This is a genomic window from Rhodococcus sp. IEGM 1381, from assembly GCF_030056795.1.
GTDB lineage: Bacteria > Actinomycetota > Actinomycetes > Mycobacteriales > Mycobacteriaceae > Rhodococcoides.
The window spans coordinates 1-26,769 of record NZ_JASHKQ010000002.1 but is presented as its reverse complement, the minus strand read 5'-3'; the positions used below and the strand labels follow the sequence as shown (position 1 = coordinate 26,769).

The window sequence follows — 26,769 nt, the reverse complement described above, 5'->3', positions numbered from 1 at the left end:
AAGGGATTTCGATGACCCTCCCCATTCTCGACCGCTCCAGGATCGTGGCCACGCCCGAGTGGAGCCGTTGGTTGATACCGCCGGCAGCACTGTCGATCCACCTCGCGATCGGATCTGCGTACGCATGGAGCGTATTCAAGAACGCAATCTCGCAGCCCGATGCCCTGGGACTCAGCGGAACCGTCACTGCGATTCCGTTCCAGCTCGCCATCGTGATGCTCGGACTGTCGGCCGCAATCTTCGGGACCAGAGTGGAGAAGAACGGTCCGCGCTGGGCGATGGCCGTTTCTCTGGTCTTCTTCGTATCGGGACTGCTCATTTCCGCACTCGGCATGGCACTCGGCCAGTTCTGGCTGGTGATCTTCGGGTACGGGTTCGTCGGCGGTATCGGCCTCGGAATCGGATACATCTCGCCCGTGTCGACGCTGATGAAGTGGTTCCCGGACAGGCCGGGAATGGCCACCGGTATCGCCATAATGGGCTTCGGTGGTGGGGCACTGATCGCGTCACCGCTCACCAGCCAACTGATGGTGAACTTCGGCGGCTTCACCGATGGTTCGATCGCCAAGACGTTCCTCACCCTGGGCGTCGGATACGCGGTGTTCATGGCGCTGGGAGTCGCGCTCATCAGAGTGCCCGCCGAAGGGTGGACACCGGCCGGATGGACCCCGCCGGCCGCGTCGGCGATGATCTCTACGCACAACGTGTCGGCCGCGAATGCCGTCAAGACTCCGCAGTTCTGGTTGTTGTGGGTTGTGTTGTGTTTCAACGTCACTGCCGGCATCGGAATCCTCGAGCGAGGCTCGGGCATTTATCAGGACTTCTTTCCCGACGCGACCTCGCCGGAGTCTCTGGCTGCTGCGGCCGCCGGGTTCGTCGCCTTCCTCTCGCTGACCAACATGATCGGACGATTCGTCTGGTCGTCGGTGTCCGATGCGGTGGGCCGCAAGAACATCTACCGGATGTATCTGGGTGTCGGCGCGCTGCTCTACCTGTACATCGCACTGTTCACCAACACGAACAAGATCCTCTTCATGGTGTCGGCACTGTTGATCCTGTCGTTCTACGGCGCGGGATTCGCGACCGTTCCGGCCTACCTCAAGGACCTCTTCGGTACGTACCAGGTGGGCGCAATTCACGGACGACTGCTCACCGCATGGTCCGTGGCAGGTGTTCTGGGGCCACTGATCGTCAACGCCATCGCCGACGCAGGAGAGCCGGGAACCACCGCGCGATACCTCCCGGCCTTCTACGTGATGATCGGATTGTTGGTCGTCGGGTTCCTGGCCAACGAAGCCATCAAACCGGTGGCGTCGAAATTCCACGAATCCGACCACTCGGATTCTGCATCCACCACAGGAGCGAAGGCATGAGCGGCGGACAGAAGCAGGTCACGATGGTGGCCGCATGGGCGTGGGTTGCCGTGCCGTTCGCCTACGGACTGTACGAACTTATCCTCAAGGCAGCGAACCTGTTCAGCACCTGACCCGCCGTGTCGGTGGGCCGTGACAAGGTGGTCCGATGCAGGAGATGAGTGCAGCGGCCGCTCGTCGCACCGCTCTGGCCGCCCAAGGGTTGGCATCGAGGCGGTCGCGTACTCGGCCGGCTAGCAAGGCCGCGGTTCACGCAGCCATCGAGACCACCGGTTTGCTGCAGATCGACTCGGTGTCGGTGGTGGTCCGAGCGCATTACGCGCCGGCATTCAGCCGCGTCGGTGCCTACGACCGAACAATCGTCGACGACGCTGCCTGGACCGACACGGCGCGACGACCCCGACGGATGGTGGAGTACTGGGCGCACGAGGCAGCGTTGCTGCCGGTGGAGGACTGGCCGCTGATGCGGTGGCGCATGGAGTTGTATCGACACGGTCGATGGGGTGGAGCCGCCCGCATTCTCGACCGTGAACCCACGCTGGTGGACGATGTTCTCGCCGTGATCGGAGAGCACGGCGCGGCCAGTGCGGGTGAGATAGAAAAGCATCTGGACGTCGAGAAGGCCGGGCGCAAGGGGCCCTGGTGGGATCGAAGCGACGTCAAGGTCGTCTGCGAGCAACTCTTCGCTGCCGGAGTGGTGAGCGTGCCGGCACGGTCCGGGTTCGTTCGGCAGTACGACCTCAGCGAACGGGTGCTTCCCGAAGCCGTGCTGCGCCGGCGCGTCGAAGAATCGGATGCGGTGCGGGCGCTGATCGAAAAGTCCTCTCGCGCACTGGGAATCGGTACCGAGCCGGACCTACGGGATTTTTATCGGCTCTCCCAGAAGCAGTCCAAGGCCGCGATCGCCGACTTGGTGGAAGACGGCGTTCTCGAGCAGGTGTCGGTCCGAGGGTGGAATGCGCCGGCCTACCTGCATCGAGACGCCAGAACACCGCGAACCGCAACGGCGGCCGCCCTGCTGTGCCCGTTCGATCCGATGATTTTCTTCAGGCCGCGAGTGGAGCGGATCTTCGGGTTCCATTACCGCATCGAGATCTACACCCCGCAGCACAAGCGGATTCACGGTTACTACGTCTTTCCCTTCTTGCTCGACGGCCACTTGGTGGCACGCGTCGACCTGAAGGCGGTGCGGGCGCAATCCGAACTGCACGTCGTCGCGGCGTACGTCGAGGGGGACCGCGACGCGCGCGACATCGCTCCACGACTGCGGGACGTTCTCCGGGAGATGGCCGACTGGCTCGAACTCGAACGTGTGGTGGTGGGTGAGCGGGGCGACCTCGTGGCAGCGTTGCGCTGAATTCTGCCGAAAGGCGCGTTCTGCCGAAGTGCGCCGTTCTGCCGAAGTGCACGTCGGCAGGATCGGTGCCACTATTTCCACTGTGACTTCGCGCCGGACAGACACCGCCTCCGAACTTCCACCCCAGGTCGTCGTGCTGTTCGGGGCGACAGGAGACCTGGCCAAACGAAAACTCCTGTCCGGAATGATGCACCTGGCATTGTCCGAGCTCGCACCGAACATCCGCGTCGTCGGCACATCGCTCGAAGAGATGTCGACCGATGAATTCCGCGCTCTCGCTCGCGAATCGATCAACACCCACTCGAGTCGCAAAGTCGGAGACGAGCAATGGAGTCGTTTTGCCTCGCGACTGACCTACGTGTCGCAGAAAGCAGGACCGGCGGCGCTGGGGGAGGCCGTCGCCGAGGCCGAGATCGAACTCGGGGGAAGCTCCAAACGGCTGCACTACCTGTCCGTTCCGCCGAGAGCTGCACTCGCAGTGGTGGATACGCTCGCATCGGCAGATCTGGTGAAGCGTTCTCGGATCATCATGGAGAAGCCGTTCGGCACCGACCTCGAGAGCGCGATCGCCTTGAATGCACGGGTGCACGAAACGTTCGACGAGGACCAGATCTTCCGGATCGATCACTTTCTCGGGAAGGAACCGGCGCAGAACATCCTGGCGTTTCGTTTCGCCAACGGCTTGTTCGAGCCGATCTGGAACCGCAACTTCATCGATCACGTGCAGATCGACATCCCGGAGAAGCTCGCCCTCGACGGTCGAGCAGGGTTCTACGAATCCACCGGCGCGTACAAGGACATGGTGGTCACCCATCTGTTCCAGGTGCTGGCCTTCATGGCGATGGAACCGCCGACGGCCCTCGAGCCCCGCGCGATCAGTGAAGAGAAGAACAAGGTCTTCCGATCGATGGTGCCGCTGGAACCGAAAAATGTTGTGCGAGGGCAGTATACGGGATATCGATCGGAGGAAGGAGTGGCGCCCGATTCCGACACCGACACCTTCGTGGCCCTCAAATGCGAAATCGACAACTGGCGCTGGGCCGGTGTGCCGTTCTACCTCCGTAGCGGGAAACGTCTCGCCGAAGGCCAACGCATCATCTCGATAGCGTTCCGAGAGCCACCGAAGAGTATGTTCCCGGCCGGTTCCGGGGTCGGCGCTCAAGGCCCGGATCATCTGACCTTCGACCTGGCGGACGCATCCAAGGTGTCGCTGTCGTTTTACGGCAAGCGGCCCGGGCCCGGGATGCGCCTGGACAAACTCAGCATGCAGTTCGCCATTCACGAAACCGAACGCGCCGGCGACGTCCTCGAGGCCTATGAGCGGTTGATCCTCGACGCCATGTACGGCGACCACACGCTCTTCACCACTGCCGAGGGCATCGAACGACTGTGGCAGGTATCGGAGCCGTTGCTCGCGGATCCGCCGCCGGTGCGCCTGTACTCACCGGGATCGTGGGGCCCCAACGCAATTCATCAACTCATCGCGCCGCACGCCTGGCGGCTCCCGTTCGAGCGGGAGTGGCGCGAGAAGAAGTAGCGCCTCGAAACCTCAGTTGTTCCAACCCCGGTCCTTGCGCATCTGATCACGCAGAGCGCCCTGAACCGCTTGCGACAACCACGAATTGAGAGATACGCCGCTGTTGTTGGCGGCATCCTCGGCGCGTTCCTTGATCTGTTCGACCAGCCGAAGCGTCACTCGTCGTACTTCGCCGGAGACGTCGTCCATCGTTGGGTAGTCCTCGGCTTCGGGTGCGTCGGTTACGCCCATGTCCACAATCGGAATGTCGCGTCGTACATCGGCGTGCGCCTGGGTGCCGTCGAGGCGAACGGTGACGGTGTGATCCTCCAGTTCGTTCGAGACTTCGGCCGCGAAATCCGACAGCGCGGTCAGCAGCATCAATCTGGCCGAGGCCTCCGCGGTCTTCCCGAGTGCCTCCGCCGTCTGCCGGGTGTGTTCGTCTCCCAGGGCCGCGGCCGCAAGAAGATCGGTGCGTAACGACTCGGTGTACTTGTCCAATTCCATGACGCCAGTGTGACGTCATTGCTGACGTCAGTCAAGGCGCTATCATGGCGTCGCCCGATCTGTGATGACGTCACGCGTCGCCGAATACGGCGGACCGCACTTAGTGTTGTGCGGTGTCATCAGAAATCGAACGTAGAGCGGTGCCCCGAACGGTCGCGCTGAAAGTGCAACTCGTTGCTCGGACCGAATTCGTCCCGCCGGCGGACATTCCGTGGGACACCGACGCCGACGGCGGACAGGCTCTGGTCGAGTTCGCCGGACGTGCGTGCTACCAAAGTTGGTCCAAACCCAATCCCCGAACCGCCACCAATGCGTCGTACCTGCGCCATCTGCTCGACGTCGGGCACCTGTCGGTGCTCGAGCACGCGAGCGTGAGCTTCTACATCACCGGTATCTCCCGGTCGTGCACGCACGAGCTGATTCGCCACCGGCACTTCTCCTACTCTCAGCTCTCGCAGCGTTTCGTTCCCGAGCACGACGCCAATGTCGTTCTGCCGCCCGCGATCGAGGGGGACCCCGAGCTCGAAGCATTGTTCGCGACCGCGACGGAGGCGAGTCGCGCGGCCTACACCGAACTGCTCGGTGCCCTCGAAGGCAAGTTGGAGTCGGTCACCAATGCCGCGTTGCGCGGCAAGCAGGCGCGGCAGGCAGCGAGATCGGTACTGCCGAACGCGACCGAGACACGCGTGGTGGTCAGCGGAAACTACCGCGCATGGCGTCATTTCGTGTCGATGCGTGCCTCGGAGCATGCGGACGTCGAAATTCGCCGCGTTGCCGTCGAATGTCTGCGTAAGCTCGTGTCAGTGGCTCCGGACGTGTTCGGTGACTTCGAGATCTCGACGTTGCCGGACGGTACGGAAGTGGCCCGCAGCCCGTTCGTGACCGAGGTGTAGCGGCAAGGTTCGGAATGGGTCTGATCCGGGTACACCCGCCTTGGTGTCAGCGGGGAGTCCCGCTGCGCGAGAGTGTGCAAAGCACCGGGTAATCTGCTGCCATGACCTACGGTGACGCCGCTCATTCCGTTGCGCCTGTGTTCGGTACGGTGCTCACCGCGATGGTGACCCCGTTCACGGCGGACGGTAAGTTGGATATCGATGCCGGTGTTCGCCTGGCGCACCACCTCGTCGAGCAGGGCAACGATGGACTGGTTCTGGCCGGCACGACCGGTGAATCGCCCACCACCACCGAGAACGAGAAGCTCGAGCTGCTGCGTGCCGTGATCGCCGCGGTGGGTCATCGAGCTCGCATCATCGCTGGAGCCGGAAGCAACGACACAGCGCACAGTGTGGAATTGGCCCGCGATGCCGCTCGTGCAGGTGCGCACGGTCTCCTTGTTGTCACCCCGTATTACTCGCGGCCACCTCAGGCCGGGTTGTACGCCCACTTCACCGCAGTCGCGAACGCCACCGACCTGCCCGTGATGCTCTACGACATCCCTCCCCGCTCCGTCGTTCCTATCGAGACCGAGACCTTGCGCCGACTCGCCGAGCACCCCCGGATCCTCGCGGTCAAGGACGCCAAGGGAGATCTGAATGCGGGGGCGGAACTGATCGCCTCGACAGGCCTGCAGTTCTACTCCGGCGACGATCCACTGAACCTTCCGTGGCTCTCGGTCGGGGCGACGGGCTTCGTCAGTGTCATCGGTCACCTCGTTCCAGCTCGCCTCCGCGAACTGCACACCGCCTTCATGATGGGTGACATTGCGCGGGCGCAGGCCATCAACGTCAGCCTCATTCCGGTCATTCGCTCGGTCGCGCGCCTCGGTGGCGTCAGCGCCTCGAAGGCCGGCCTCCGCCTCATCGGAATCGATGTCGGCGAACCACGACTTCCCCAGGTGCCACCGAGCATCGACCACATCGAATTGCTCGCAGCGGAGCTGCGGGCGGCAGGAGTTCTTGTATGACACGACCGAACAGATCGCGCGGACGCGCAACCCGAAACGCCGGACCGCCGTCCGAGCGGCCGGCCCCCACCCAGAGCCGGCCGTCAGGCGCCCGGCAGGGCAAGCCGATGGTGCAGAACTCGGCGCGGACTCATCGTCCCGACAAGCGCCGCGAGTTCGATCCGACACAGCGACTGGGTACTCCGCCCAAGGCACCGTTCAAAGGCCTACGTGTGGTTGCGCTGGGTGGTATCGGCGAAATCGGCCGCAACATGACCGTGTTCGAGCACCAGGGCAAGTTGCTGATCATCGACTGCGGCGTGCTCTTTCCCGAGGACCAGCAACCCGGTGTCGACCTGATCCTGCCCGATTTCCGGCACATCGAGAACCGTATGGCCGACGTCGAAGCAGTGGTTCTGACGCACGGTCACGAGGATCACATCGGAGCAGTCCCGTTCTTGCTGCGCCTGCGGCCCGATCTGCCCGTCGTCGGATCCAAGTTCACTCTCGCTCTGGTAGCGGCGAAGTGTCGTGAGCATCGGCTGCGCCCGAATCTCGTCGAGGTCATCGAGGGTCAGCACACCCAGCACGGTCCGTTCGACTGCGAGTACTTCGCGGTGAATCATTCGATCCCCGACGCTTTGGCCATTGCCATCAGGACCGATGCCGGCCTCGTCCTGCACACGGGAGACATCAAGCTCGACCAGCTACCTCTGGACGGTCGCCTGACCGACCTCGCTGGTTTCTCGCGCCTGGGCGACGAGGGAGTGGACTTGTTCTTGGTCGACTCCACCAACGCGGAGGTACCCGGTTTCGTCACCCCCGAACGCGAGATCGGTGGTGTCCTCGACACCGTCATCGGCAAGGCGAAGCAACGCGTCATCGTGGCGTCGTTCGCCAGTCACGTGCACCGCATCCAACAAGTCATCGACGTTGCCGAGCGGTACAACCGTCGCGTCGCGTTCGTCGGACGCTCGATTGTGCGCAACATGCAGATCGCCCAGGATCTGGGCTATCTGCGGGTGCCCGACGGCCTCGAGGTCAATGTCGACACTGCCGCAACACTTCCCGACGATCGGTTGGTGCTCATCTCCACCGGCTCGCAGGGCGAGCCGTTGTCGGCGCTGTCCCGGATGGCTCGGGGCGAGCACCGCCAGATCAACGTCAAGGCCAACGATCTGGTCGTCTTGGCGTCCTCGCTCATTCCCGGCAACGAGAACTCCGTGTTCGCAGTGGTCAATGGCCTCGCCAAGCGCGGTGCGACCGTTGTGACGCAGCAGAACGCGAAGGTCCACGTCTCGGGTCACGCGTCGGCGGGGGAACTGCTGTACCTGTACAACGCGGTTCGGCCGACCAACGCCATGCCGGTGCACGGCGAATGGCGTCACCTACGGGCCAATGCCGCGCTGGCGAAGGCAACCGGTATTCCCGAGGACCGCGTGGTGCTGGCCGAGGACGGCGTGGTGGTCGACATGGTCGACGGGCTCGCCGAGATCGTCGGGCAGGTCCCGGTCGGTCACGTGTACGTCGACGGCCTCTCGGTCGGTGACGTCGGCGATTCGACGCTGTCGGATCGTCTCGTGCTCGGCGAGGGCGGCTTCATCGCGATCAGTGTTGCCGTCGATTCGGCTACCGGCCGGGCGGTGACCGCGCCCGAGGTGTCCGGTCGCGGCTTCTCCGACGATCCGGCGGCCCTCAAGGAGGCCGGACAACTCGTGGAGGCCGAACTGCAGCGGCTGGCCTCGGACGGAGTTTCCGATACTCACCGCATCGCACAAGCGGTGCGCCGAGTCGTGGGTCGGTGGGTAGCGGACAAGTATCGCCGCAAGCCGATGATCGTTCCGACCATCATTGCGGTCAAGCCGCAACCGCAGGCCGGCCAGATCATCTAGACCAGCAGTCGCCAGAGTCCGATCAGTCCGAGTACGACGATGGCACCGCGTAGGGCCGCCGGCGACAGCCGGCGGCCGTACCGGGCTCCGACTGCACCACCGATCAACGATCCGACGGCGATCAGACCGGCGGCCTGCCAACTGATGTCGTCGAATCGAAAAATCGTGAAGGCCACTGCTGCAACGATATTCACCACGAGCGATAGCAAGTTCTTGGCTGCATTCATCCGCTGCATCGTCTCGGGCAGCAGGGCGCCCATCACTCCGATGAGCAGTATTCCCTGTGCCGCAGTGAAATAGCCGCCGTAGATGCCGACCAGCAGAGTGCCGATGGTGACCAGTGCCATTCGGCCCCGACCGATCTGGTTCGCCGCCTTGCCCGCCGCTTCCGACCGCCGTTTGGCCCAGGCTTGGATTTTCGGTTGTGCAACAACGAGAATCAACGCACCGATGAGCAATACCGGAACCACCGAGGCGAATACTTTTTCCGGTAGGTGCAGCAGCAGCCATGCTCCACCGAGCGCTCCGACGAAGGACGCGGGCAATTGCCACCGCAGTCGATGCCACTGTCCGCGCAGTTCTCGGCGATACCCCCACGTGCCCGAGACGCTTCCCGCCACCAATCCGATTGCGTTGGACATCGTGGCGACCACCGGGGGATACCCGAACGCGACAAGCGTCGGAAACGTGATCAACGTTCCGGAACCGACGACGGCGTTGATGGCACCGGCACCGAGGCCGGCGAGCAGGATGACGACAATTTCCGATACCGGCACTGTTACGAGGCTACCCAGACCGGGCGGCGAAGCCTCCGGCAGGATGCCGCCGATCCGGGGTGGACGTAACGTGGTGCACGTGAGCCTCGCCCAGGATGAACGTTCCCAGCTTGTTCGGACCCTTCTCGACGTCGGTCCCGATGCGCCGACGCTGTGCGGTGAGTGGACCGCTGCCGATCTGGCCGCGCACCTCGTCGTCCGCGAGCGACGGCTCGACGCGTCGCCGGGGATCCTTCTGCCGCCACTCGCCGGATACACGGAGCGGGTTCAGCGTTCCGTCGCGAATCGACCGTTCGCAGCCGTGGTCGAGGACGTTCGCACGGGGCCGCCGATGTGGTCGCCGTTCGCGCTTCTGGATCCGCTGATCAACCTTGGCGAGATGTTCGTCCACCACGAGGATCTGCGCCGTGCGACCGGTAGTTGGACGCGACGAGTACTGCCGGTTGCGGTGGAGAAGCGTCTGTGGCCGCAGGTTCGATTCATCGGGCGCGCCGGCCACCGCTCCGCGCCGATTCCGGTGCACGCTCGCACTCCGGACGGCCGTGCAGCCACGTTCAAGGGTGGCTCCGGTGCCGGTGTGACGGTGGTGGGGGAGCCGTCCGAACTGCTTCTCTACGCATTCGGCCGAGACCAGCTGGAGGTCGAGTTCGAGGGTTCGGCGAGCGATATCGCTGCGGTGAAGGCGCTCGATCTGAGCTTCTGACGCACATCCTGTCCGCTGTTACTGGTGTTGCGGATGGTTTCGACGGGGCTGTTGCGACTAGCCTGGGTGCATGGCAGGAAAGACCAGCACCTCCACCGCCAGGGCCGGATCCAGCGGATCCGGTTCTTCGCGCGCGTCCGGCACCGCTCGTAAGTCCGGCACCGGCCGCACCGCACGAACCGTCACGACGCCGAAGAAGCCCACCGCGCCGCGCAACCCGGCGACCACTCGGGCGAGCGCGTCATCTCGCGGTAAGGGACCTGCGAGAGGAGCAGCGTCGCGGCGACCGCCCACCAAGAAGAAGTCACGCGGTGCGCTCGACGCGATCGGCCGCGGAATCGCGTCCACGTGGTCGATGGCGGCACGAGGTGTAGGTGCCACGACCAGGACGGTCGGTAAGGCCGCCGACATCGAGCACGGACACCGTCGGGACGGAATTGCTCTCGGGCTGATAGCCGTCAGCGTCGTCGTTGCCGCGAGCGTGTGGTTCAGTGCCGGGGGCCCTGTCGGTCAATGGATCGAGGTGGGTATCCGGGCCGTCATCGGTGACGCCGGTTATGTGGCACCGGTTCTCGGTATTGCCATCGCGGTCGTTCTGATGCGGTCAGAACCCCGTCCCGAGGTGCGCCCTCGGCTGGTTCTGGGCTCGATTCTTCTCGGCCTCCCTATCCTCGGCCTATGGCACATGGCCGCCGGCTCGCCGACCGACTCCGCCGGCAGGTCCGAGGGTGCGGGCTTCGTCGGCTACGTGGCGGGCGGGCCGATCGCCGACGGCCTCACCGTCTGGTTGGCAGTGCCCCTGCTTCTGCTTGCCGGCCTGTTCGGAGTGCTGTTGCTCACGGGTACCACCGTGCGCGACGTACCGGACCGCATGCGTGCGCTTTTCGGCACCGACAGTCGGGGCGACGAATACGAGGACTACGACCCGGCCGATTTCGGTTCCGAATTCGGAGACGAGGGCTACGGCGACTACGACTCCAACTTCGATGCCGACGGCTATCCGGTCCACGGCGGCGCAGACCCCTACGACAACTATCCGACCGAGGAGTACATCCCGGTCGCGAAGCCGCCGCGCGCTCGCAAGACCCAGTCTCCGGAGGCGGCGACCGAGGTCATCGCGCCTGCGGCTGCCGCAGTGCCGGTACCTGAAGCGCCTGCCGCGCCTGCGCGACCGAAGCCCAAGCCGATCGTCAAGGCGGCCGAACCGAAGCCGGCACCCGAGGACGACAAGATCGTCGTCGATCGCGTCGTCGATGGGGATTACACGCTTCCGTCGTTGTCGCTGCTCATCGACGGCGACCCGCCCAAGACGCGCAGCCAGGCCAACGACGCCATGATCGAGGCCATCTCCGAGGTCCTCGAGCAGTTCAAGATCGACGCCGCGGTCACCGGATTCACCCGAGGCCCGACGGTCACCCGCTACGAAGTCGAACTCGGTCCCGGTGTCAAGGTCGAGAAGATCACCGCGCTCGCACGCAACATCGCGTACGCGGTCGCGACCGACAACGTTCGTCTGCTCGCGCCCATTCCGGGTAAATCGGCGGTCGGTATCGAGGTGCCGAACTCGGACCGTGAGATGGTGCGACTGGCCGACGTACTCACCGCGCCGTCGACGCGTAAGGATCACCATCCCCTGGTGATCGGCCTCGGCAAGGACATCGAAGGCGATTTCGTCAGTGCCAACCTTGCCAAGATGCCGCACCTGTTGGTCGCCGGGTCCACCGGATCCGGTAAGTCGAGCTTCGTGAACTCGATGCTGGTGTCGTTGCTCGCGCGGGCGACCCCGGACGAGGTTCGGATGATTCTGATCGACCCGAAGATGGTGGAGCTGACGCCGTACGAGGGCATTCCGCACCTCATCACCCCGATCATCACGCAGCCCAAGAAGGCTGCCGCGGCGCTGGCCTGGCTCGTCGAGGAGATGGAGCAGCGCTACCAGGACATGCAGATCAACAAGGTCCGCCACATCGACGACTTCAACAAGAAGGTCCGCTCGGGCGACATCACTGCACCCCTGGGCAGTGAACGCGTCTACCGGCCCTACCCGTACATCCTCGCGATCGTCGACGAGCTCGCCGACCTGATGATGACCGCCCCGCGCGACGTCGAGGAAGCGATCGTGCGGATCACGCAGAAGGCCCGCGCCGCCGGTATCCACCTGGTGCTCGCCACCCAGCGACCCTCGGTCGACGTCGTGACCGGTCTGATCAAGACGAACGTCCCGTCGCGTCTTGCCTTCGCGACATCGTCGTTGACGGACTCCCGAGTCATCCTGGACCAACCGGGTGCCGAGAAGTTGATCGGTATGGGCGACGCGCTCTTCCTGCCGATGGGGGCAGGAAAGCCGACACGTCTGCAGGGTGCGTTCATCACCGACGAGGAAATCGCGGCGGTCGTCGACTTCGCCAAGAACCAGGCCGAGCCGGAGTACAACGACACCGTCACCGCCGCGAAGGTCTCGGACAAGAAGGATGTCGACGCCGACATCGGCGACGACCTCGACGTACTGTTGCAGGCGGTCGAACTCGTCGTGACCAGCCAGTTCGGTTCGACGTCGATGCTGCAGCGCAAACTACGCGTCGGCTTCGCCAAGGCCGGGCGCTTGATGGATCTGATGGAGAACCGCGGAGTGGTGGGGCCGAGCGAGGGATCGAAGGCTCGCGAAGTGCTCGTCAAACCGGACGAGCTCGACGGTCTGCTGTGGTCGATCAAGGGTGGCGACCCGGACGAGCAGCCGGCGTCGGACGAGTTCTGACGGCTCCGAGGTTTCCTGAGCCGGGTGAATGGACCATTGCAGCCCTGGGCGGTGCAATGGTCCATTCACGTGGGCCGGGTGAGCGGAGCGATCAGGACGTGAAAGTGCCCATCACCGGAGTCCATTCGTCGAACGTGGCCGACTCGATCAGGTTCTCGATCGCGAACGGATCCTGCGCGAAGAGCGTTTCGACGGTCGCAGCGTCCGGCCCCTCGACCAGCAACAATGCCCCGCTGCCGTCGGCGTAGGGGCCACTCGAAACCAGAGTCTTCTGCTCGAGCAGGTCGGCCAGCCAGGCACGGTGGGCTGCGCGATGGGTGTCGCGGCCGTCCGTGGTGCTGGGGGAGTAGGTGTAGCTGACGGCGATGAGGGGCATGGAGCTCTCTTCCGAATTCGAGGGTTGTCCGGAGAATTCTGTCAGAGAGACAGCAGCATTCGAGTGTTGCCCAGAGTGTTCGGTTTGACGTAGCTCAGGTCCAGGAACTCCGCAACGCCGGTGTCGTACGACCGGCACATCTCCGCGTAGACCTCGGCGGTGACGGGGGTTCCGTCGATCTCGGCGAATCCGTGCCGAGAGAAGAAGTCCACCTCGAACGTCAACACGAACACTTTCTGCAACGCCAGATCGCGCGCGACCTCGACGAGTTTGGCGACGATGAGATGCCCGGCACCGTGCCCTTTCGCGGCGGGGTCGACGGCCACTGTTCGCACCTCGCCGAGATCGGCCCAGAGCACATGCAAGGCCCCGCACCCGATGACCTCGCCGTGACGTTCGGCAATCCAGAATTCCTGTACCGCTTCGTAGAGCGTGACGAGGTTCTTCTCGAGCAGAATCCGGCCGGCGTAGATGTCGATCAAGCGCTTGATCTCGGGAATGTCCGAGGTCTTCGCACGACGCACGGTGAGGGTGTCGTCGTGTGCGGAGCGGCGGTCCGTGGTCTCGGAATATGCGTCGGATTCGGGATTTGCGGTGTTGCGACTCGCCCGATTCGGCCCAGAAGTCATGGGGTGAACAGTAGTCAGTACCCCAACCGATAAACTTTTCGTGTGTCGTTCAGTGAGCTGTGTCCCCGTCTCGGCGGGTGGACGCTGCGCGAGGGTGGATCCACCGCCGGAATCGGCACTGTCGGCTCGCGAGTTCCACGATGACCGGCCCGGTTGCGCCTGATCAGGGCGTCCCGTCGAGCAGTGGTGAACCGAACGGCCGTGCCCCGGTCAGCGGTGCCTCCCGTGCCGTAAGTGGTGCGCGCGGCACAGATTTGCCACATGGCAACGCCGCCCCCGGTAGTACGGACGACGTGCCGTTGCTCAACATTGCCAACATTTTGACGATTCTTCGAATCGCGCTGGTGCCGGTGTTCCTCGCGGCGTTGTTCGTGGGGGACGGCCACGACACCACCTGGCGTCTGACTGCCACCGCGGTCTTCGCTGTTGCCGCCATCACCGATCGGATCGACGGCCAGGTGGCGCGTAAGTACGGTCTGGTCACCGATTTCGGGAAGATGGCAGACCCCATCGCAGACAAGGCTCTGATCGGCGCCGCGCTCGTCGGTCTGTCGATGTTGGGAGATCTGTCCTGGTGGGTGACCGTGATCATCGGGGTGCGGGAAATCGGCATCACCGCGGTGCGCTTCGCAGTCATCCGGCATGGCGTCATCCCGGCCGGTCGCGGCGGCAAGGTCAAAACTCTGGTGCAGACATTCGCCATCGGCGTCTACTTGTGCCCGCTGCCGAGTGCGGTCGATCCGGTCGCGATGACGCTGATGGCTCTCGCGGTGCTGCTGACCGTCTATACCGGCATCGATTACGTGGTGCAGGCCGTGCGGCTGCGCCGAGGTGTGTCCGCCTCGTGAACGCGTCGGCGGGATACAGTCTTGGCAAACGTGTCGGAGGTGCTTCGGCGCGTGTTGGAGTGAACGGGCATATAGGGTCGGGAACCAATCGGCCCGACTGGGACGTTGAACATTCTGACGGCTCCGGACGAACGAGATATGAACGTTGTCGTCTCGACGGCTCGGCCGTCGGTACGGACACCAACGAGGAGGAGCGAGATGGCGCTGCTATTGCGTGAAGCACTCGGCGACAGTCTGCGGCGTACTCGCGTCGCACAGAGCCGAACCCTGCGTGAAGTCTCGAATACTGCACGCGTGAGCCTCGGGTATCTCTCCGAGGTGGAACGTGGCCGTAAGGAGGCGTCGAGCGAACTGCTCGCCGCGATCTGCGATGCCCTCGCCGTCCCGCTGTCGGATGTCATGAGTGATGTCAGCGTGACACTGTCCGACGCGTCCATCGCGGCCGCCCGACTCGACGAGGCGGCCGTCGCCACTCGCATCGACGGCGATACCCGTGTCGTGATTCCCGCACCTGCTGCCAGAGCTCTCGCTGCCGCCTAAGATCGGAAAAGTACTCCGTTTCCACTCCTGACCCAGACCAGACACCCGACTTTTTCAGCACGGACAGGTTCATTTCGGTCACTGCGAGAGCAGCCGACCCGTACGCGGCCACCGCGGCGCAACAGATGGAGGCAGGACCACCCCATGGCTAATCCTTTCGTCAAGGCCTGGAAATACATGATGGCGCTCTTCAATTCCAAGATCGACGAGAAGGCCGACCCCAAGGTTCAGATTCAGCAGGCGATCGAAGATGCGCAGCGGCAGCATCAGGCTCTGTCCCAGCAGGCTGCGTCCGTCATCGGTAATCAGCGTCAGCTCGAGATGAAGCTCAGCCGGCAGCTGGACGAGGTCGAAAAGCTCAATGCGAACGCTCGACAGGCGGTCACGCTGGCAGACCAGGCCGCCACAGCGGGTGATATCGAGAAGGCCACGCAGTACACCAATGCTGCCGAGGCGTTCGCCGCCCAACTGGTGACCGCCGAGCAGAGCGTCGAAGACCTGAAAGTTCTGCACGATCAGTCCCTGCAGGCCGCCACGCAGGCCAAGAAGGCCGTCGAGCAGAACGCAATGGCACTGCAGTCCAAGGTCGCCGAACGCACCAAGCTGCTCAGCCAGCTCGAGCAGGCGAAAATGCAGGAGAAGGTCAGCGAATCGCTGCGTTCGATGGACAGCACGCTGTCCGCGCCCGGTAACACTCCGAGCCTGGACGCTGTCCGCGACAAGATCGAGCGCCGCTACGCCGATGCTCTCGGTTCGGCGGAGTTGGCTCAGAACACCGTTTCGGGTCGCATGCTCGAGGTCCAGCAGGCGTCGGTGCAGATGGCGGGCCACAGCCGGCTCGAGCAGATTCGCGCGTCGATGGCAGGAGACTCGCTGCCGTCCGGCGATTCTGCGGCCAAGCCTTCGATTGCCAAGTCTCCGAACGCAACGCCCGAGCCCCCGGCACAGGCGTGATCGTGCGGATGAACACGCCTGTCGACTGACATCACTCTCGGCATGGGCAGGAAAGAACACGAATCGGGCCGGTCGCGTAAGCGGCCGGCCGTTTCGCTCGATCGGGACTCCATTGCTGCGGCGGTTGCGGAGTCCGGCGCAGTGGTCAGGTCTCTGGCGGAATCGGCGCGCAGCGTCGGCACGTCGGTGTTCGATGCTGCCGGCCGTCGAAAAGACCCTCGGGCCAGGCATCTGAAGAAGATTCGTCGAGCCAGACGACGAGGAATCCGGTTCGGAGCCGTCTCCACCACGACGGCAGCGGGAACAGCAGGACTGGCTGTGCTGTCTGCTCCGGAGTGGTCGCTGTTCGTCGGCGGCGGAGGTGCCGCGCTCATGGCCGTCCCGGCTGTGTTCGCCGTTACCCGGTTACGCCGGCTGCGATCCCAGCCGGTACCCGTAGGGATACCGGCCAGGCGCATGTTGCCTCAACGCGGATCTGCCGCATACGAACCGATGGCCCGGCTGGCCGGAGCCGAGAAGAGTTTGTTCGAGCTGTTGGGAATTCTGGCGCGATCCGAGACGATCGGGACCGACGAGGTGGAAGACACGATCGGTGCGGCCACGGATGCTGCCCAGGGCCTCCAGGGTGTCGCCGTCGACATCGCAGCTCTCGAACGTGCAGGCGCAGCCAGCCTTGCCACGCGTGAACATCTGCGCACCGGAATAGATTCGGCTGCAGCCGACCTCGCGGCCGGAGTCGATCAGTACGAACAACTCGTCGCGGCCGCCGCACGGATGACCGGACCGGCGGCATTCACATCGACGACGGTTGTGGACGTCCACCGCCGCGAGCTCGAATCGGCCACTGACCGATTGCAAGGATGGGCCGAGGCACTCACCGAGATCGATCGGATTCGGGCGCGGCACCGCTGACACAATTCAGGGTTCACCCCGATGTGCTCGGAGCGCACCGATGTCAAGATCGATGTACGCGACACGACACGGTGCGCGTCGATACGGTTGGAGTTCCGCATGTTCTGGAAAGTACTCGGATTCATCGTCCTGATCTGGATCGCGCTCGCGCTTCTGGGCACCATCATCAAGGGTGTGTTCTGGCTGGTTGTGGCCGGTGCCATCGTGTTGGGGCTGGTGTGGCTGTACAAGGCGATCTCGTCGAACGACGACCACCCTTCGCTCAAGTACTGACTCGTCGGTCCTTCCACCCTGGTGACGAGAAACTCCGGTCCACGAACACCCGTACAGCACCCGGTACGGACTGCACTGTGACCGGCAGTTCACCGACGCATTCACCGTCCGCATATGCGACTATCCCCTCGCACCTCAGGGTGACCCGCTTCGATCTATAGGTATCGACCTCTGGGAGATCGATGTGCGTTCCCCGGTAGAGGGTAGGCGACATCCTGAGAAGTCGAGTTCGACTCACTCCCCGCACGACGGTGATGTCGAGCAGACCGTCGTCCACCCGAGCTGCAGGGCATATCGCCATCCCGCCGCCGTAACAGCTGCCGTTCCCGACGGCGATCAGCGTGGCGTCGACCCGAAGTTCGGCATCGTCCAATTCCATGACGTAAGAAAGCTTTTCGAGCGTGGCCAATTGCAGGATCATGGCTGCGTCGTAGCGCAGGGGACCGCCGAACCACCGAAGTCGACTGGCTCTCTCGGTGACCAGGGAATCGAAACCACTGGACAAAACGGTTGCAAACCACCGGTCACCGGCGCGACCCAAATCGATCGTTCGCGTCAGATCGTCGGCGACGACGTCGGCTGCCCGGACTGCATCGCCCCGAGGTATCCCCAGAACGCGGGCCAGATCGTTTCCGGTGCCCGCAGGTATCAGACCCATCGGGGTGTCGGTGCCGGCGAGGACCTGAACCACGAGATTGACCAGCCCGTCGCCGCCGACCGCGATCACGGCGTCAGTTCCGCTGTCGACGGCTCTGTTCAACAATGCCAACGCGTCTCCTGGGGTACGGCCTTCGATGGCCGTGACGTGAATCTCGCGCTCGCGAAGTCGTGCCACGGCGCGCCGACCGGTGTGCGCTGCGCGACCACGACCGGCCGTCGGATTGGTCAGCACTGTTACCGATCGGGTCATGGTCGTCCGGATTCGTCGGTCACGTCGATCAGCTTGCCAGGGTTGACGATTACCGTGTCGGCGACCGGCGCTATTCCCCGTCGACTGTCTTCGGCGTAGATTGCCGATGCGTGTTGTCAGGCGACTCGAGGACCGAATGCGCCCGAAGCCGTGAGGTATAGTAACGAAATTACTTGCTTCGGCCCGCGGTACAGATTTTCGGCCCATATTGTGAAGGGTGGCACGTGACCGAGCGACCGGTATCGAGTCCTGCCTCGTCTCGGTCCGCGCATCCGTCCGAGATGGATGCGCCCGAGAAGTCGATCGAAGACACTGTCCTCGACGCGGCCCGATCGTGCATCCTCGAGCATGGAGTCAGGCGCACCACCCTGGCCGAGATCGCCCGACGAGCCGAGGTCAGCAGACCGACTGTCTACCGACGATGGACGGATACACGGGCGGTGGTTTCCAGCCTGCTCACCCGCGAGATCAGCGCACTCATTCCCAGCTTCGACGCGACCGCATCCGGTCGAGACCAGATCGTGACCGCCGTGGACCAGGCTGCCGATCGGATCCGAATTCACCCGCTTTTCGTGAAGATTCTCCGTTCCGATTCCGATGTGCTGGCCACGTACATCCTGCATCGGCTCGGTACCAGCCAGTCGTTGATCATCGATACGCTGTCGTCTTTGATTGTTGTGGGACAAGGTGATTCGTCTATTCGTGCGGGGGATCCCGCGACGTTGGCAACGATGTTGCTGTTGATGGTGCAGTCGGCTGTCCAGTCCGCCGAGATGGTGTCCGAGCGCATCCCCGGTGCCGAGGTGATGCACCAGATGGCGTACGCGGTCGATGCCTATCTGCGTCCCCGGAGCGCGTGACGGGCCCTCGTTCACCTTCGGTGATCCTCGATACGGCGTCGAGCTCGTCGAATGGGGTGTGGCACGCTGGGTCGATGCGAGTTGCAGTGGTGGCCGGGCCCGATCCGGGGCATGCGTTTCCGGCCATTGCCCTGTCCCTGTTGTTTCGTGCGGCCGGTGACGAACCGGTCCTGTTCACCGGAAGTCGTTGGGTGCCCGATGCCCGTGCGCTCGGGCTGCGGACCTTCCCGTTGGGCGGGTTGGCACCGAGACCGGAGGACGACGATCTGGACGCCGGACAGCGTATTCACTCTCGCGCGGCCTTCGTCGCCACCGAATTGTTGCCCGACCTCGAGCGGGAGAACGTCGACCTCGTGGTGTCCGACATTCTGACGGCAGGAGGGGGCATGGCTGCCGAACGTCTCGGCACACCCTGGGTCGAGCTCTCGCCCCATCCCCTGTATTCACCCTCGAAAGGGTTGCCGCCCATCGGAAGTGGGTTGGCTCCCGGCACCGGTCTTCGTGGCAGGCTGCGCGATACCGTGATGCGCGCGCTGACGGCACGCTCGATTGCGCAGGGACGGACTCAACGCTCCCTCGCCAGGACGAGTATCGGGCTACCCGCCCGGGATCCGGGCCCGAGCGCTCGGCTGGTTGCCACCATTCCCGCGTTGGAGGTGGAGCGTCCCGACTGGCCGGAGGACGCGCACCTGATCGGTCCGTTGCTGTGGGAGCCCACCGACGATGTGCTCGAGCTGCCCGACGGCAAATCGCCGTTGGTGATGGTCGCCCCGTCGACGGCATTCACCGGTGCCGAGGGAATGCTCGAGATGGCACTGAAAGGGTTGGACGGCACCGAAGTTCGGGTAGTGGCGTCGGTTCTCGACGGGGCCCCCGACGTATTGCCGAACTGGGCGAATGCGGGGCTCGGTCGGCAGGACGAACTTCTGCGTCACGCCGATGTGGTGGTGTGCGGGGGTGGCCATGGCATGTTGGCCAAAGCTCTCATGCACGGAGTTCCGGTGGTGACCGTGCCCGGTGGCGGTGATCAGTGGGAGCTGGCGAATCGGGCTGCGCGGCAGGGGAGCGCCATGATCGTGCGACCCCCTACGGCAACCTCCATCGCCGGCGCGGTGGCCGACGTTCTCGCCGATCCGCGATTCGCCCGGGCTGCAGCCGCGGCAGCGGCCGGCGCGAATTCCGTCGGAGATCCGGTGGCGGTATGTCACGAGGTCCTCGCCCGGAGCGCGCGAGGGACGGGACGTTAGGGTTGACGATGTGCGTCTGACCGAATTTCGTGAACTGCTCACCGAGGAGTTCGGCTCCGTTCGAGGCAATTCCCTGCTGACCGATCATGTTCTGTCCGGCATCGGACGAACCGGGGCTCAGGCCATCGAGGAGGGCGTCGACCCGAGGGAAGTCTGGCGCTCGATCTGCTACGAGTTCGACGTTCCGAGAGAACGCTGGTAGCGCTCCGTAGATCGGATCGAGTTTGCTCGGCGTGTCGAACGTCGTGGTAGTTGACTCGAACACGTGTTCCCCTATGCTGGTGTCAACGGTTGCTGAGCGGTCCAGAGAAACTTCTTGTCGGTACCCCGTTCTAGCGTTACCGACGACAAAGCTGATCGACACGACACAGCTGAACGACACGACACAGGGAGCTCACGATGGCTGCATACGATCGCGACAAAGCACTCGATCTCGCTCTTGCGCAGATCGACAAGAACTTCGGCAAAGGTTCGGTGATGCGCCTCGGTGACGAGGTCCGCCAGCCCATCGCCGTCATCCCCACCGGATCGATCGCGCTCGATGTGGCACTCGGCATCGGAGGGTTGCCGCGTGGACGTGTCATCGAGGTCTACGGCCCGGAGTCCTCGGGTAAGACCACCGTCGCCTTGCACGCGGTGGCCAGTGCTCAGCGGGCCGGCGGCATCGCCGCCTTCATCGACGCGGAGCACGCACTGGATCCGGACTACGCGAAGAAGCTCGGTGTCGACACCGATGCTCTGCTGGTCTCGCAGCCCGACACCGGTGAGCAAGCCCTCGAGATCGCCGACATGCTGATCCGTTCGGGCGCACTCGATATCGTCGTGATCGACTCGGTGGCGGCACTCGTACCGCGCGCCGAGATCGAAGGCGAGATGGGCGACAGTCACGTGGGTCTGCAGGCGCGCCTGATGAGCCAGGCGCTACGCAAGATCACCGGTGCCATGAGCAACTCCGGCACCACCGTCATCTTCATCAACCAGCTGCGCGAGAAGATCGGCGTCATGTTCGGCTCTCCCGAAACCACCACCGGTGGTAAGGCATTGAAGTTCTACGCCTCGGTTCGCCTCGACATCCGCCGCATCGAGACCCTGAAGGACGGAACCGACGCCATCGGTAACCGCACTCGGGTCAAGGTCGTCAAGAACAAGGTCGCGCCGCCGTTCAAGCAGGCCGAGTTCGACATCATCTACGGCAAGGGCATCAGCCGTGAGGGCTCGTTGATCGACATGGGCGTCGAGCACGGCTTCATCCGCAAGTCGGGTTCGTGGTTCACCTATGAGGGCGATCAACTCGGCCAGGGCAAGGAGAACGCCCGCAAGTTCATGCTCGAGAACCCCGATGTGCGGGACGAGATCGAGAAGAAGATCATGGAGAAGCTGCAGATCGGCGCGGACGTCACCGCGGAGGAGCCTGCAGTCGCTCCGGTGGACTTCTAACCCGTTGCCGCTGTGCAGCAACGAGACGAGGGTGGCGGCACCGAAACGCAGGCGAAAGATGTCTGCCTTCGGTTGCTGACCGACCGAGCGCGCAGCAGGCACGAACTCGAAACGAGTCTTTCCAAGAAGGGATTCACCGCAGAGATCGCGAATGCAGTTCTCGACCGTCTCGAAAAAGCGAAACTCGTCGATGACGAATCGTTCGCGCAGCAGTGGGTCCACTCTCGGCACAAGTACTCCGGCAAGGGTAAACGCGCCTTGAGCATGGAACTCCGAACCAAGGGCGTCAGTAGCGAACTCGCGGCACATGCGTTGGATCTGATCGATGCCGACGACGAGCGCCACCGTGCAGGTGAATTGGTACGCAAGCGATTTCGTACCCTGAGGCTGCCGGATTCGAGTGGTCCGGATGCCCGTGTGGAGCGAGACAAGGTAGTCCGCAAGCTGGTCGGTATGCTCGCTCGCCGCGGATACTCGCAAGGAATGGCATTTGCGGTGGTCAAAGAAGAACTCGACCGCGCAGGTGCAGACACCGAAGACTTCGACGGCCCCGACTCGATGTGATCGTCCACCTCGAGCCGGTGCCGTCGAGAAACAGTAAGGCCCGCAACACCATCGGTGTTGCGGGCCTTACTTGTCCAGGGCTTCCCAGATGTTACAACCGACGTGACGTCAGGCTGCCTGTCCGCCGTCGAAAGCAGGAACGACGGCAGTGGTGCCCGCCTTGCGCTTGCGCGAACGCAGACGACGTTCGACTACGGTGGCCAACTTCGTCAACGCGGAGTTGATGATGATCATGATGACGGCAACGATGATCAGCGAGGGCAGGTAGTTACTGTAGAACGCGCCCACCTGCTGTCCCGAACGGACGACCTCGACGTAGCCGATGACGTAACCGAGCGCCGAGTCCTTCAGCGCCACCACCATCTGCGAAATGATCGCAGGCAACATCGCGGTGACGGCCTGGGGGAGCAGGACCAGGAGCATGACCTGGCTCTTGCGCATCCCGAGCGCCGACGCGGCTTCGCGCTGACCCTTCGGCAGTGAATTGACTCCAGCCCGGACGATCTCGGCGATGACCGATCCGTTGTACAGAGTCAGACCGGTAACCACCGCGGCCAACGCCAGGTACTTGACCTTGAAGACCTCGTAATCCGCGTACACCGCGTACAAGAAGATCATGAGGATCAGGACGGGCACCGCGCGGAACACCTCGACGAAAGCGCCACTGATCACCCGCACCACCCGGTGATCGGAGAGCCTGCCGATACCGAGGGCCGCACCGAGGACGAGCGCGAACACGATCGACAGTGCCGCGGCGATCAACGTTCCTTGGATGCCGGGCAACAAATAGGTTGTCCACGTTGTCGATTCGAGGAACGGACTCCACTTGTCAGCGGTCAGCTGGCCTTTGGAGTCGAGTGCGCGATAGATCAGGAACGCGATTCCCATGGAGACGACGGCAACTACGCCCGACAGAATGCGATACCGCAGAACTGCCTTGGGTCCGGGAACGTCGTACAGAACTGCTACTGCATCACTCATTACGACACCGCCAATCGCTTGCTGACGTACCCGAACAGCAACCCAGTCGGGAGCGTCAGGATCATGAAGCCGAGAGCAAAGATGCCGCCGACGACAAAGATCGCGGCTTCGTTCTCGATCATCTCCTTCATTAAGAATGATGCCTCAACGACACCGATCACCGATGCAATGGTCGTGTTCTTGGTCAATGCAATCAAAACGCTGCCTAGCGGGCCGACAACTGCTCTGAAAGCTTGTGGAAGAACAACAATGGAGATGTTCTGGGTAAATGTCATGCCAAGGGAGCGTCCGGCCTCGGCCTGACCAACCGGGACCGTGTTGATTCCGGACCGAAGAGACTCAGCGACAAAGGATGCGGTGTAAATACTCAACCCGAGTACCGCCAGTCGGAAGTTGTTGTCGACGAGCCCGGTTGGCGATGCCTCTGGCGCGAGGGCTAACCCAAGGGTTTGAAAAAGGCCGAATGAGGTGAACAGAATGATTAGCGTTAGTGGGGTGTTTCGAAAGATCGTCACGTACACAGTTGCGATCGCTCGGGCAATCGGGATCGGTGAGACGCGCATAGCTGCGATCACCGTGCCGATGATCAGCGCACCGATCGCCGACAGCGCTGTCAGCTGGATCGTCGTGACGAATACCTCGACGAGTTGACTGCCGTACTTGCTCAATAGGTTCAAGGTGCCTCAGGTCCTTACGGCTCAGAGAGAACTCACGCCGCCGAGCTCCGCCGCCAGCGGCGCGGGAGCGGAGCTCGGGGGCTCTAGGAATCAGTAACGATCGACGGTGGGTGCATCGGGCAGTGGGTAACCCGAGGCACCGACGGTCTGATCGAATGCCTGCTCCCAGGCACCGCTGGAGATCATTTCTTCGATGGCGTCGTTGATCTTGTTGCGTCCGTCGGTGTCGTCCTTGTTCAGGCCGATGCCGTAGTTCTCGGTGGTGAACGGCTCGCCGACGACCTTGAGCTTGCCCGGGAACTGCGCTGCATAGCCGGCGAGGATGATGTCGTCGGTGGTAACGGCATCGATGCGGCCGTTGTTTAGTGCCTCTACACACGCCGAGTATGTATCGTAGTTCTGGAGCTGCACGCCGGGGTACTCGTCGGCGATATTCTGAGCCGGCGTCGAACCGGAGACAGAGCAGAGCCTCTTTCCTTCGAGAGAGGCAGGTCCGGTGATGTCGGTGTTGTCTTCTCGTACGAGCAACGATTGTCCTGCCACGAAGTACGGTCCGGCGAAGCCGACCTTCTCCTTGCGGGTGTCGGTGATCGAGTAGGTGGCGACGATGTAGTCGACCTCACCGTTTTCGATCAGGGTCTCGCGCTGTGCCGAGGGAGACTCCTTGAATTCGATGTTCGCCTCGTCGACGCCGAGCTTGCCGGCGACGTACTTGGCGACCTCGACGTCGAATCCGCTGAAGGTGCCGTCCGGATTGCGCAGACCGAGGCCGGGCTGATCGAACTTGATGCCGACGATGAGGTTGCCGGATTCGGCGCTGCTCGAGATGGTGCGGGCCTCTTCGCCGCCGCCGCAGGCAGTGGCGACGATGGAGAGAGCGGCGATGGCGACACCGAAGCGAAGCGGTCGGGTGATTCTCACAGTGAATGTCCTTAAGGATCGGTTCGGGTATTCGGGGTGAACGGTGAAGCGGGTCAGTGACCGAGGATCTTGCCCAGAAAGTCCTTGGCGCGTTCGGACTTCGGGGACTTGAAGAAGGTTTCGGGATCGGTGTCCTCGACGACGGCTCCGTCTGCCATGAAGATGACGCGGTCGCCTGCCTTGCGGGCGAAGCCCATCTCGTGGGTGACGACGAGCATCGTCATGCCCTCCTTGGCAAGCGAGGTCATGACGTCGAGTACCTCGTTGACCATTTCGGGGTCGAGGGCCGAGGTGGGCTCGTCGAACAGCATCACCTTGGGGTTCATGGCGAGAGACCGGGCGATGGCGACACGCTGCTGCTGACCACCGGAGAGCTGAGCGGGGTACTTGTCGGCCTGGTTGGCGATGCCCACGCGTTCGAGCAGAGCCAACGCGCTCTTCTCTGCCTCGTCCTTCTTCTGCTTGCGCACCTTCATGGGCGCGAGCATGACGTTCTGCAGGATTGTCTTGTGTGCGAACAGATTGAACGACTGGAACACCATGCCCACGTCGGCACGCAGTGCCGCAAGAGCCTTTCCTTCGGCGGGGAGTAGATCTCCGTCGACCTCGATGGCACCGGAATCGATCGGCTCCAACCGGTTGATCGTTCGGCACAGAGTCGACTTACCCGATCCGGAAGGACCCACGACGATGACGACCTGACCGGCCGGCACTTCCAGGTTGATGTCCTTGAGGACGTGCAGATCACCGAAATGTTTGTCGACGGATTTGAGCGAGATCATCGAAGGTGCGCCCGGCGGGGGTGTCGATGCCGGCGCGTCGGTGGCGTGCGTCATAAGACGAAACCCTATGCGTAGTTTCCTCGCCGACCGGCGTTTTCGCCTGCCATCTTCGATTATGTAATGGAAACTTTACTGTTGGCACGCATCGGCCCTGCACAGTCTGCAGTGACGCCCGCGACCCCGGCGGGCCGGTCGGCGTGATGGACGTACCCTGGAGGGGTGCAGACTAGTGTTTTTTCGACCGTGGACGTGGCCGATCGCGGGAGTCCCGATCCCGTGCCGGTGACCGACCCGTCGGCGGCAGTTCCCCGCAGCTACGAGGTGCGCACGCACGGTTGCCAGATGAACGTCCATGACTCCGAGCGGCTGTCGGGTCTGTTGGAGGAGGCCGGCTACGTTCCGGCGGACGACGGCACCGATGCCGACCTCGTCGTCTTCAACACCTGTGCGGTGCGGGAGAACGCCGACAACAAGCTCTACGGCAACCTCGGCATGTTGCGGCCCGCGAAGACGCGAAATCCCAACATGCAGATCGCCGTAGGCGGCTGCCTGGCGCAGAAGGATCGCAGCACCGTCGTGGAGAAGGCTCCGTGGGTCGACGTCGTTTTCGGCACCCACAACATCGGTTCGTTGCCGGTGTTGCTCGAGCGCGCCCGGCACAACGACGAGGCGCAGGTGGAGATCCTCGAGTCGCTCGAGGCCTTCCCGTCCACCCTGCCCGCGAAGCGAGAGTCGACCTACGCGGGTTGGGTGTCGATCTCCGTGGGCTGCAACAACACCTGCACGTTCTGTATCGTCCCGGCGCTGCGCGGCAAGGAGATCGATCGTCGACCCGGCGACATCCTCGCCGAGGTGCAGGCTTTGGTGGATCAGGGTGTACTCGAGGTGACGCTGCTCGGCCAGAACGTCAATGCCTACGGGGCCTCGTTCGCCGATCCGGACATGCCTCGTGATCGCGGCGCGTTCGCATCGTTGCTGACCGCCTGCGGCTCGATCGAGGGGCTCGAGCGAGTGCGGTTCACGTCTCCGCACCCGGCCGAATTCACCGATGACGTGATCGAGGCGATGGCGTCGACCCCGAACATCTGTCCCACTCT

29 protein-coding genes are annotated in these 26,769 nt (G+C 63.4%); 20 read left to right on the top strand and 9 right to left on the bottom strand.

What is annotated here, in order from left to right:
• The first annotated feature begins 11 nt into the window (after positions 1-11).
• The 4 genes from QM797_RS10100 (at position 12) to zwf (ending at position 4,267) form a co-directional block, all read left to right on the top strand.
• Positions 12-1,373 (top strand): OFA family MFS transporter, encoded by a 1,362-nt coding sequence (locus QM797_RS10100; RefSeq protein WP_283275393.1) that lies wholly within the window; start codon positions 12-14, stop codon positions 1,371-1,373.
• Positions 1,370-1,486: an MFS transporter small subunit gene (locus QM797_RS26320; RefSeq protein WP_441347266.1), complete on the top strand. Its 117-nt coding sequence runs from the start codon at positions 1,370-1,372 to the stop codon at positions 1,484-1,486. Before QM797_RS10100 ends, QM797_RS26320 begins: the two co-directional genes overlap by 4 nt.
• A 35-nt stretch (positions 1,487-1,521) precedes the next feature.
• Positions 1,522-2,730, top strand: a complete 1,209-nt coding sequence (locus QM797_RS10095; protein ID WP_283275391.1) for a winged helix-turn-helix domain-containing protein — start codon at positions 1,522-1,524, stop codon at positions 2,728-2,730.
• 82 nt (positions 2,731-2,812) lie between these two features.
• Positions 2,813-4,267: a glucose-6-phosphate dehydrogenase gene (gene zwf, locus QM797_RS10090; RefSeq protein WP_283275389.1), complete on the top strand. Its 1,455-nt coding sequence runs from the start codon at positions 2,813-2,815 to the stop codon at positions 4,265-4,267.
• A gap of 12 nt (positions 4,268-4,279) precedes the next feature.
• On the opposite strand, the gene QM797_RS10085 is transcribed toward zwf, so the two are convergent.
• Complete coding sequence (locus tag QM797_RS10085) at positions 4,280-4,753, bottom strand: hypothetical protein (RefSeq protein ID WP_283275387.1); 474 nt, start codon at positions 4,751-4,753, stop codon at positions 4,280-4,282.
• Positions 4,754-4,893: 140 nt separating this feature from the next.
• On the opposite strand from QM797_RS10085, the gene thyX reads away from it, so the two are divergent.
• From thyX to QM797_RS10070, 3 genes are all read left to right on the top strand, one after another.
• Complete coding sequence (thyX, locus tag QM797_RS10080) at positions 4,894-5,646, top strand: FAD-dependent thymidylate synthase (RefSeq protein WP_032377139.1); 753 nt, start codon at positions 4,894-4,896, stop codon at positions 5,644-5,646.
• Positions 5,647-5,747: 101 nt separating this feature from the next.
• Positions 5,748-6,656, top strand: a complete 909-nt coding sequence (dapA, locus tag QM797_RS10075; RefSeq protein WP_283275385.1) for a 4-hydroxy-tetrahydrodipicolinate synthase — start codon at positions 5,748-5,750, stop codon at positions 6,654-6,656.
• Positions 6,653-8,527, top strand: a complete 1,875-nt coding sequence (locus tag QM797_RS10070; protein WP_283275383.1) for a ribonuclease J — start codon at positions 6,653-6,655, stop codon at positions 8,525-8,527. The genes dapA and QM797_RS10070 overlap by 4 nt, the downstream gene beginning before the upstream one ends.
• On the opposite strand, the gene QM797_RS10065 is transcribed toward QM797_RS10070, so the two are convergent.
• A complete protein-coding gene (locus QM797_RS10065; RefSeq protein WP_283275382.1) occupies positions 8,524-9,303 on the bottom strand; it encodes a sulfite exporter TauE/SafE family protein in 780 nt (259 codons plus the stop codon). The genes QM797_RS10070 and QM797_RS10065 overlap by 4 nt on opposite strands.
• A 79-nt stretch (positions 9,304-9,382) precedes the next feature.
• Between QM797_RS10065 and QM797_RS10060 the strand changes: the two genes are divergently transcribed.
• Entirely contained in the window at positions 9,383-10,006 is a 624-nt protein-coding gene (locus tag QM797_RS10060; RefSeq protein WP_283275381.1) for a TIGR03085 family metal-binding protein, read from the top strand.
• A gap of 70 nt (positions 10,007-10,076) precedes the next feature.
• Positions 10,077-12,761, top strand: coding sequence for a DNA translocase FtsK (locus QM797_RS10055; RefSeq protein ID WP_283275380.1), 2,685 nt, complete (start codon positions 10,077-10,079; stop codon positions 12,759-12,761).
• Positions 12,762-12,852: 91 nt separating this feature from the next.
• On the opposite strand, the gene QM797_RS10050 is transcribed toward QM797_RS10055, so the two are convergent.
• Positions 12,853-13,137 carry a YciI family protein gene (locus tag QM797_RS10050; RefSeq protein ID WP_283275379.1) on the bottom strand — a complete coding sequence of 95 codons (285 nt, stop codon included), beginning with the start codon at positions 13,135-13,137 and terminating at the stop codon, positions 12,853-12,855.
• A 41-nt stretch (positions 13,138-13,178) separates the two neighbouring features.
• Positions 13,179-13,766 (bottom strand): amino-acid N-acetyltransferase, encoded by a 588-nt coding sequence (locus QM797_RS10045; protein ID WP_283275378.1) that lies wholly within the window; start codon positions 13,764-13,766, stop codon positions 13,179-13,181.
• A 140-nt stretch (positions 13,767-13,906) separates the two neighbouring features.
• Between QM797_RS10045 and pgsA the strand changes: the two genes are divergently transcribed.
• From pgsA to QM797_RS10020, 5 genes are all read left to right on the top strand, one after another.
• Positions 13,907-14,614 carry a CDP-diacylglycerol--glycerol-3-phosphate 3-phosphatidyltransferase gene (gene pgsA / locus QM797_RS10040; RefSeq protein ID WP_502942306.1) on the top strand — a complete coding sequence of 236 codons (708 nt, stop codon included), beginning with the start codon at positions 13,907-13,909 and terminating at the stop codon, positions 14,612-14,614.
• A 198-nt stretch (positions 14,615-14,812) separates the two neighbouring features.
• Positions 14,813-15,154, top strand: coding sequence for a helix-turn-helix domain-containing protein (locus tag QM797_RS10035; protein ID WP_094610502.1), 342 nt, complete (start codon positions 14,813-14,815; stop codon positions 15,152-15,154).
• Between the two features lie 144 nt (positions 15,155-15,298).
• On the top strand, positions 15,299-16,108 hold the full coding sequence (locus tag QM797_RS10030; protein ID WP_057477706.1) for a PspA/IM30 family protein: 810 nt from the start codon (positions 15,299-15,301) through the stop codon (positions 16,106-16,108).
• Positions 16,109-16,150: 42 nt separating this feature from the next.
• Positions 16,151-17,020, top strand: coding sequence for a phage shock envelope stress response protein PspM (gene pspM, locus QM797_RS10025; RefSeq protein ID WP_283275375.1), 870 nt, complete (start codon positions 16,151-16,153; stop codon positions 17,018-17,020).
• A gap of 99 nt (positions 17,021-17,119) precedes the next feature.
• Positions 17,120-17,293 (top strand): hypothetical protein, encoded by a 174-nt coding sequence (locus QM797_RS10020; protein WP_283275374.1) that lies wholly within the window; start codon positions 17,120-17,122, stop codon positions 17,291-17,293.
• Here QM797_RS10020 and QM797_RS10015 read toward each other — a convergent pair.
• A complete protein-coding gene (locus QM797_RS10015) occupies positions 17,283-18,203 on the bottom strand; it encodes a diacylglycerol kinase (RefSeq protein WP_283275372.1) in 921 nt (306 codons plus the stop codon). The two genes, QM797_RS10020 and QM797_RS10015, sit on opposite strands and share 11 nt — an antisense overlap.
• Positions 18,204-18,484: 281 nt before the next feature.
• Between QM797_RS10015 and QM797_RS10010 the strand changes: the two genes are divergently transcribed.
• The 5 genes from QM797_RS10010 (at position 18,485) to QM797_RS09990 (ending at position 22,311) form a co-directional block, all read left to right on the top strand.
• Positions 18,485-19,063, top strand: a complete 579-nt coding sequence (locus QM797_RS10010) for a TetR/AcrR family transcriptional regulator (RefSeq protein WP_317564390.1) — start codon at positions 18,485-18,487, stop codon at positions 19,061-19,063.
• Between the two features lie 74 nt (positions 19,064-19,137).
• Entirely contained in the window at positions 19,138-20,310 is a 1,173-nt protein-coding gene (locus QM797_RS10005) for a glycosyltransferase (protein ID WP_283275370.1), read from the top strand.
• A 10-nt stretch (positions 20,311-20,320) separates the two neighbouring features.
• The gene (locus QM797_RS10000) at positions 20,321-20,512 is read left to right on the top strand and encodes a DUF3046 domain-containing protein (protein WP_032377150.1); all 192 of its coding nucleotides are present in this window, start codon (positions 20,321-20,323) and stop codon (positions 20,510-20,512) included.
• A 197-nt stretch (positions 20,513-20,709) separates the two neighbouring features.
• The gene (recA, locus tag QM797_RS09995) at positions 20,710-21,747 is read left to right on the top strand and encodes a recombinase RecA (RefSeq protein ID WP_283275369.1); all 1,038 of its coding nucleotides are present in this window, start codon (positions 20,710-20,712) and stop codon (positions 21,745-21,747) included.
• Between the two features lie 12 nt (positions 21,748-21,759).
• Positions 21,760-22,311, top strand: coding sequence for a regulatory protein RecX (locus QM797_RS09990; protein WP_283275367.1), 552 nt, complete (start codon positions 21,760-21,762; stop codon positions 22,309-22,311).
• A 108-nt stretch (positions 22,312-22,419) separates the two neighbouring features.
• Here QM797_RS09990 and QM797_RS09985 read toward each other — a convergent pair whose 3' ends face one another.
• From QM797_RS09985 to QM797_RS09970, 4 genes are all read right to left on the bottom strand, one after another.
• Entirely contained in the window at positions 22,420-23,292 is an 873-nt protein-coding gene (locus QM797_RS09985; protein ID WP_283275365.1) for an amino acid ABC transporter permease, read from the bottom strand.
• The gene (locus tag QM797_RS09980; RefSeq protein ID WP_283275364.1) at positions 23,292-23,969 is read right to left on the bottom strand and encodes an amino acid ABC transporter permease; all 678 of its coding nucleotides are present in this window, start codon (positions 23,967-23,969) and stop codon (positions 23,292-23,294) included. The genes QM797_RS09985 and QM797_RS09980 overlap by 1 nt, the downstream gene beginning before the upstream one ends.
• Positions 23,970-24,059: 90 nt before the next feature.
• Positions 24,060-24,890, bottom strand: coding sequence for a glutamate ABC transporter substrate-binding protein (locus QM797_RS09975; protein WP_283275362.1), 831 nt, complete (start codon positions 24,888-24,890; stop codon positions 24,060-24,062).
• A 53-nt stretch (positions 24,891-24,943) separates the two neighbouring features.
• Complete coding sequence (locus QM797_RS09970; RefSeq protein WP_170944851.1) at positions 24,944-25,672, bottom strand: amino acid ABC transporter ATP-binding protein; 729 nt, start codon at positions 25,670-25,672, stop codon at positions 24,944-24,946.
• 342 nt (positions 25,673-26,014) lie between these two features.
• Here QM797_RS09970 and QM797_RS09965 point away from each other — a divergent pair.
• Positions 26,015-26,769: MiaB/RimO family radical SAM methylthiotransferase (locus QM797_RS09965; RefSeq protein ID WP_283275786.1), on the top strand; the 755-nt coding region annotated here is incomplete at its 3' end.

Bases quoted from the DNA above. Each gene is read 5' to 3' on its own strand.
- QM797_RS10045 (WP_283275378.1), bottom strand. From the start codon at position 13,766: ATGACTTCTGGGCCGAATCGGGCGAGTCGCAACACCGCAAATCCCGAA.
- QM797_RS09985 (WP_283275365.1), bottom strand. From the start codon at position 23,292: ATGAGTGATGCAGTAGCAGTTCTGTACGACGTTCCCGGACCCAAGGCA.
- dapA (WP_283275385.1), top strand. From the start codon at position 5,748: ATGACCTACGGTGACGCCGCTCATTCCGTTGCGCCTGTGTTCGGTACG.
- QM797_RS10055 (WP_283275380.1), top strand. From the start codon at position 10,077: ATGGCAGGAAAGACCAGCACCTCCACCGCCAGGGCCGGATCCAGCGGA.
- QM797_RS10015 (WP_283275372.1), bottom strand. From the start codon at position 18,203: ATGACCCGATCGGTAACAGTGCTGACCAATCCGACGGCCGGTCGTGGT.
- QM797_RS26320 (WP_441347266.1), top strand. From the start codon at position 1,370: ATGAGCGGCGGACAGAAGCAGGTCACGATGGTGGCCGCATGGGCGTGG.
- pspM (WP_283275375.1), top strand. From the start codon at position 16,151: ATGGGCAGGAAAGAACACGAATCGGGCCGGTCGCGTAAGCGGCCGGCC.
- QM797_RS10020 (WP_283275374.1), top strand. From the start codon at position 17,120: ATGTTCTGGAAAGTACTCGGATTCATCGTCCTGATCTGGATCGCGCTC.
- QM797_RS10005 (WP_283275370.1), top strand. From the start codon at position 19,138: ATGCGAGTTGCAGTGGTGGCCGGGCCCGATCCGGGGCATGCGTTTCCG.
- QM797_RS10010 (WP_317564390.1), top strand. From the start codon at position 18,485: ATGGATGCGCCCGAGAAGTCGATCGAAGACACTGTCCTCGACGCGGCC.
- QM797_RS10100 (WP_283275393.1), top strand. From the start codon at position 12: ATGACCCTCCCCATTCTCGACCGCTCCAGGATCGTGGCCACGCCCGAG.
- QM797_RS10050 (WP_283275379.1), bottom strand. From the start codon at position 13,137: ATGCCCCTCATCGCCGTCAGCTACACCTACTCCCCCAGCACCACGGAC.
- QM797_RS10085 (WP_283275387.1), bottom strand. From the start codon at position 4,753: ATGGAATTGGACAAGTACACCGAGTCGTTACGCACCGATCTTCTTGCG.
- pgsA (WP_502942306.1), top strand. From the start codon at position 13,907: ATGACCGGCCCGGTTGCGCCTGATCAGGGCGTCCCGTCGAGCAGTGGT.
- QM797_RS10095 (WP_283275391.1), top strand. From the start codon at position 1,522: ATGCAGGAGATGAGTGCAGCGGCCGCTCGTCGCACCGCTCTGGCCGCC.
- recA (WP_283275369.1), top strand. From the start codon at position 20,710: ATGGCTGCATACGATCGCGACAAAGCACTCGATCTCGCTCTTGCGCAG.
- QM797_RS10030 (WP_057477706.1), top strand. From the start codon at position 15,299: ATGGCTAATCCTTTCGTCAAGGCCTGGAAATACATGATGGCGCTCTTC.
- QM797_RS09970 (WP_170944851.1), bottom strand. From the start codon at position 25,672: ATGATCTCGCTCAAATCCGTCGACAAACATTTCGGTGATCTGCACGTC.
- QM797_RS10035 (WP_094610502.1), top strand. From the start codon at position 14,813: ATGGCGCTGCTATTGCGTGAAGCACTCGGCGACAGTCTGCGGCGTACT.
- QM797_RS10070 (WP_283275383.1), top strand. From the start codon at position 6,653: ATGACACGACCGAACAGATCGCGCGGACGCGCAACCCGAAACGCCGGA.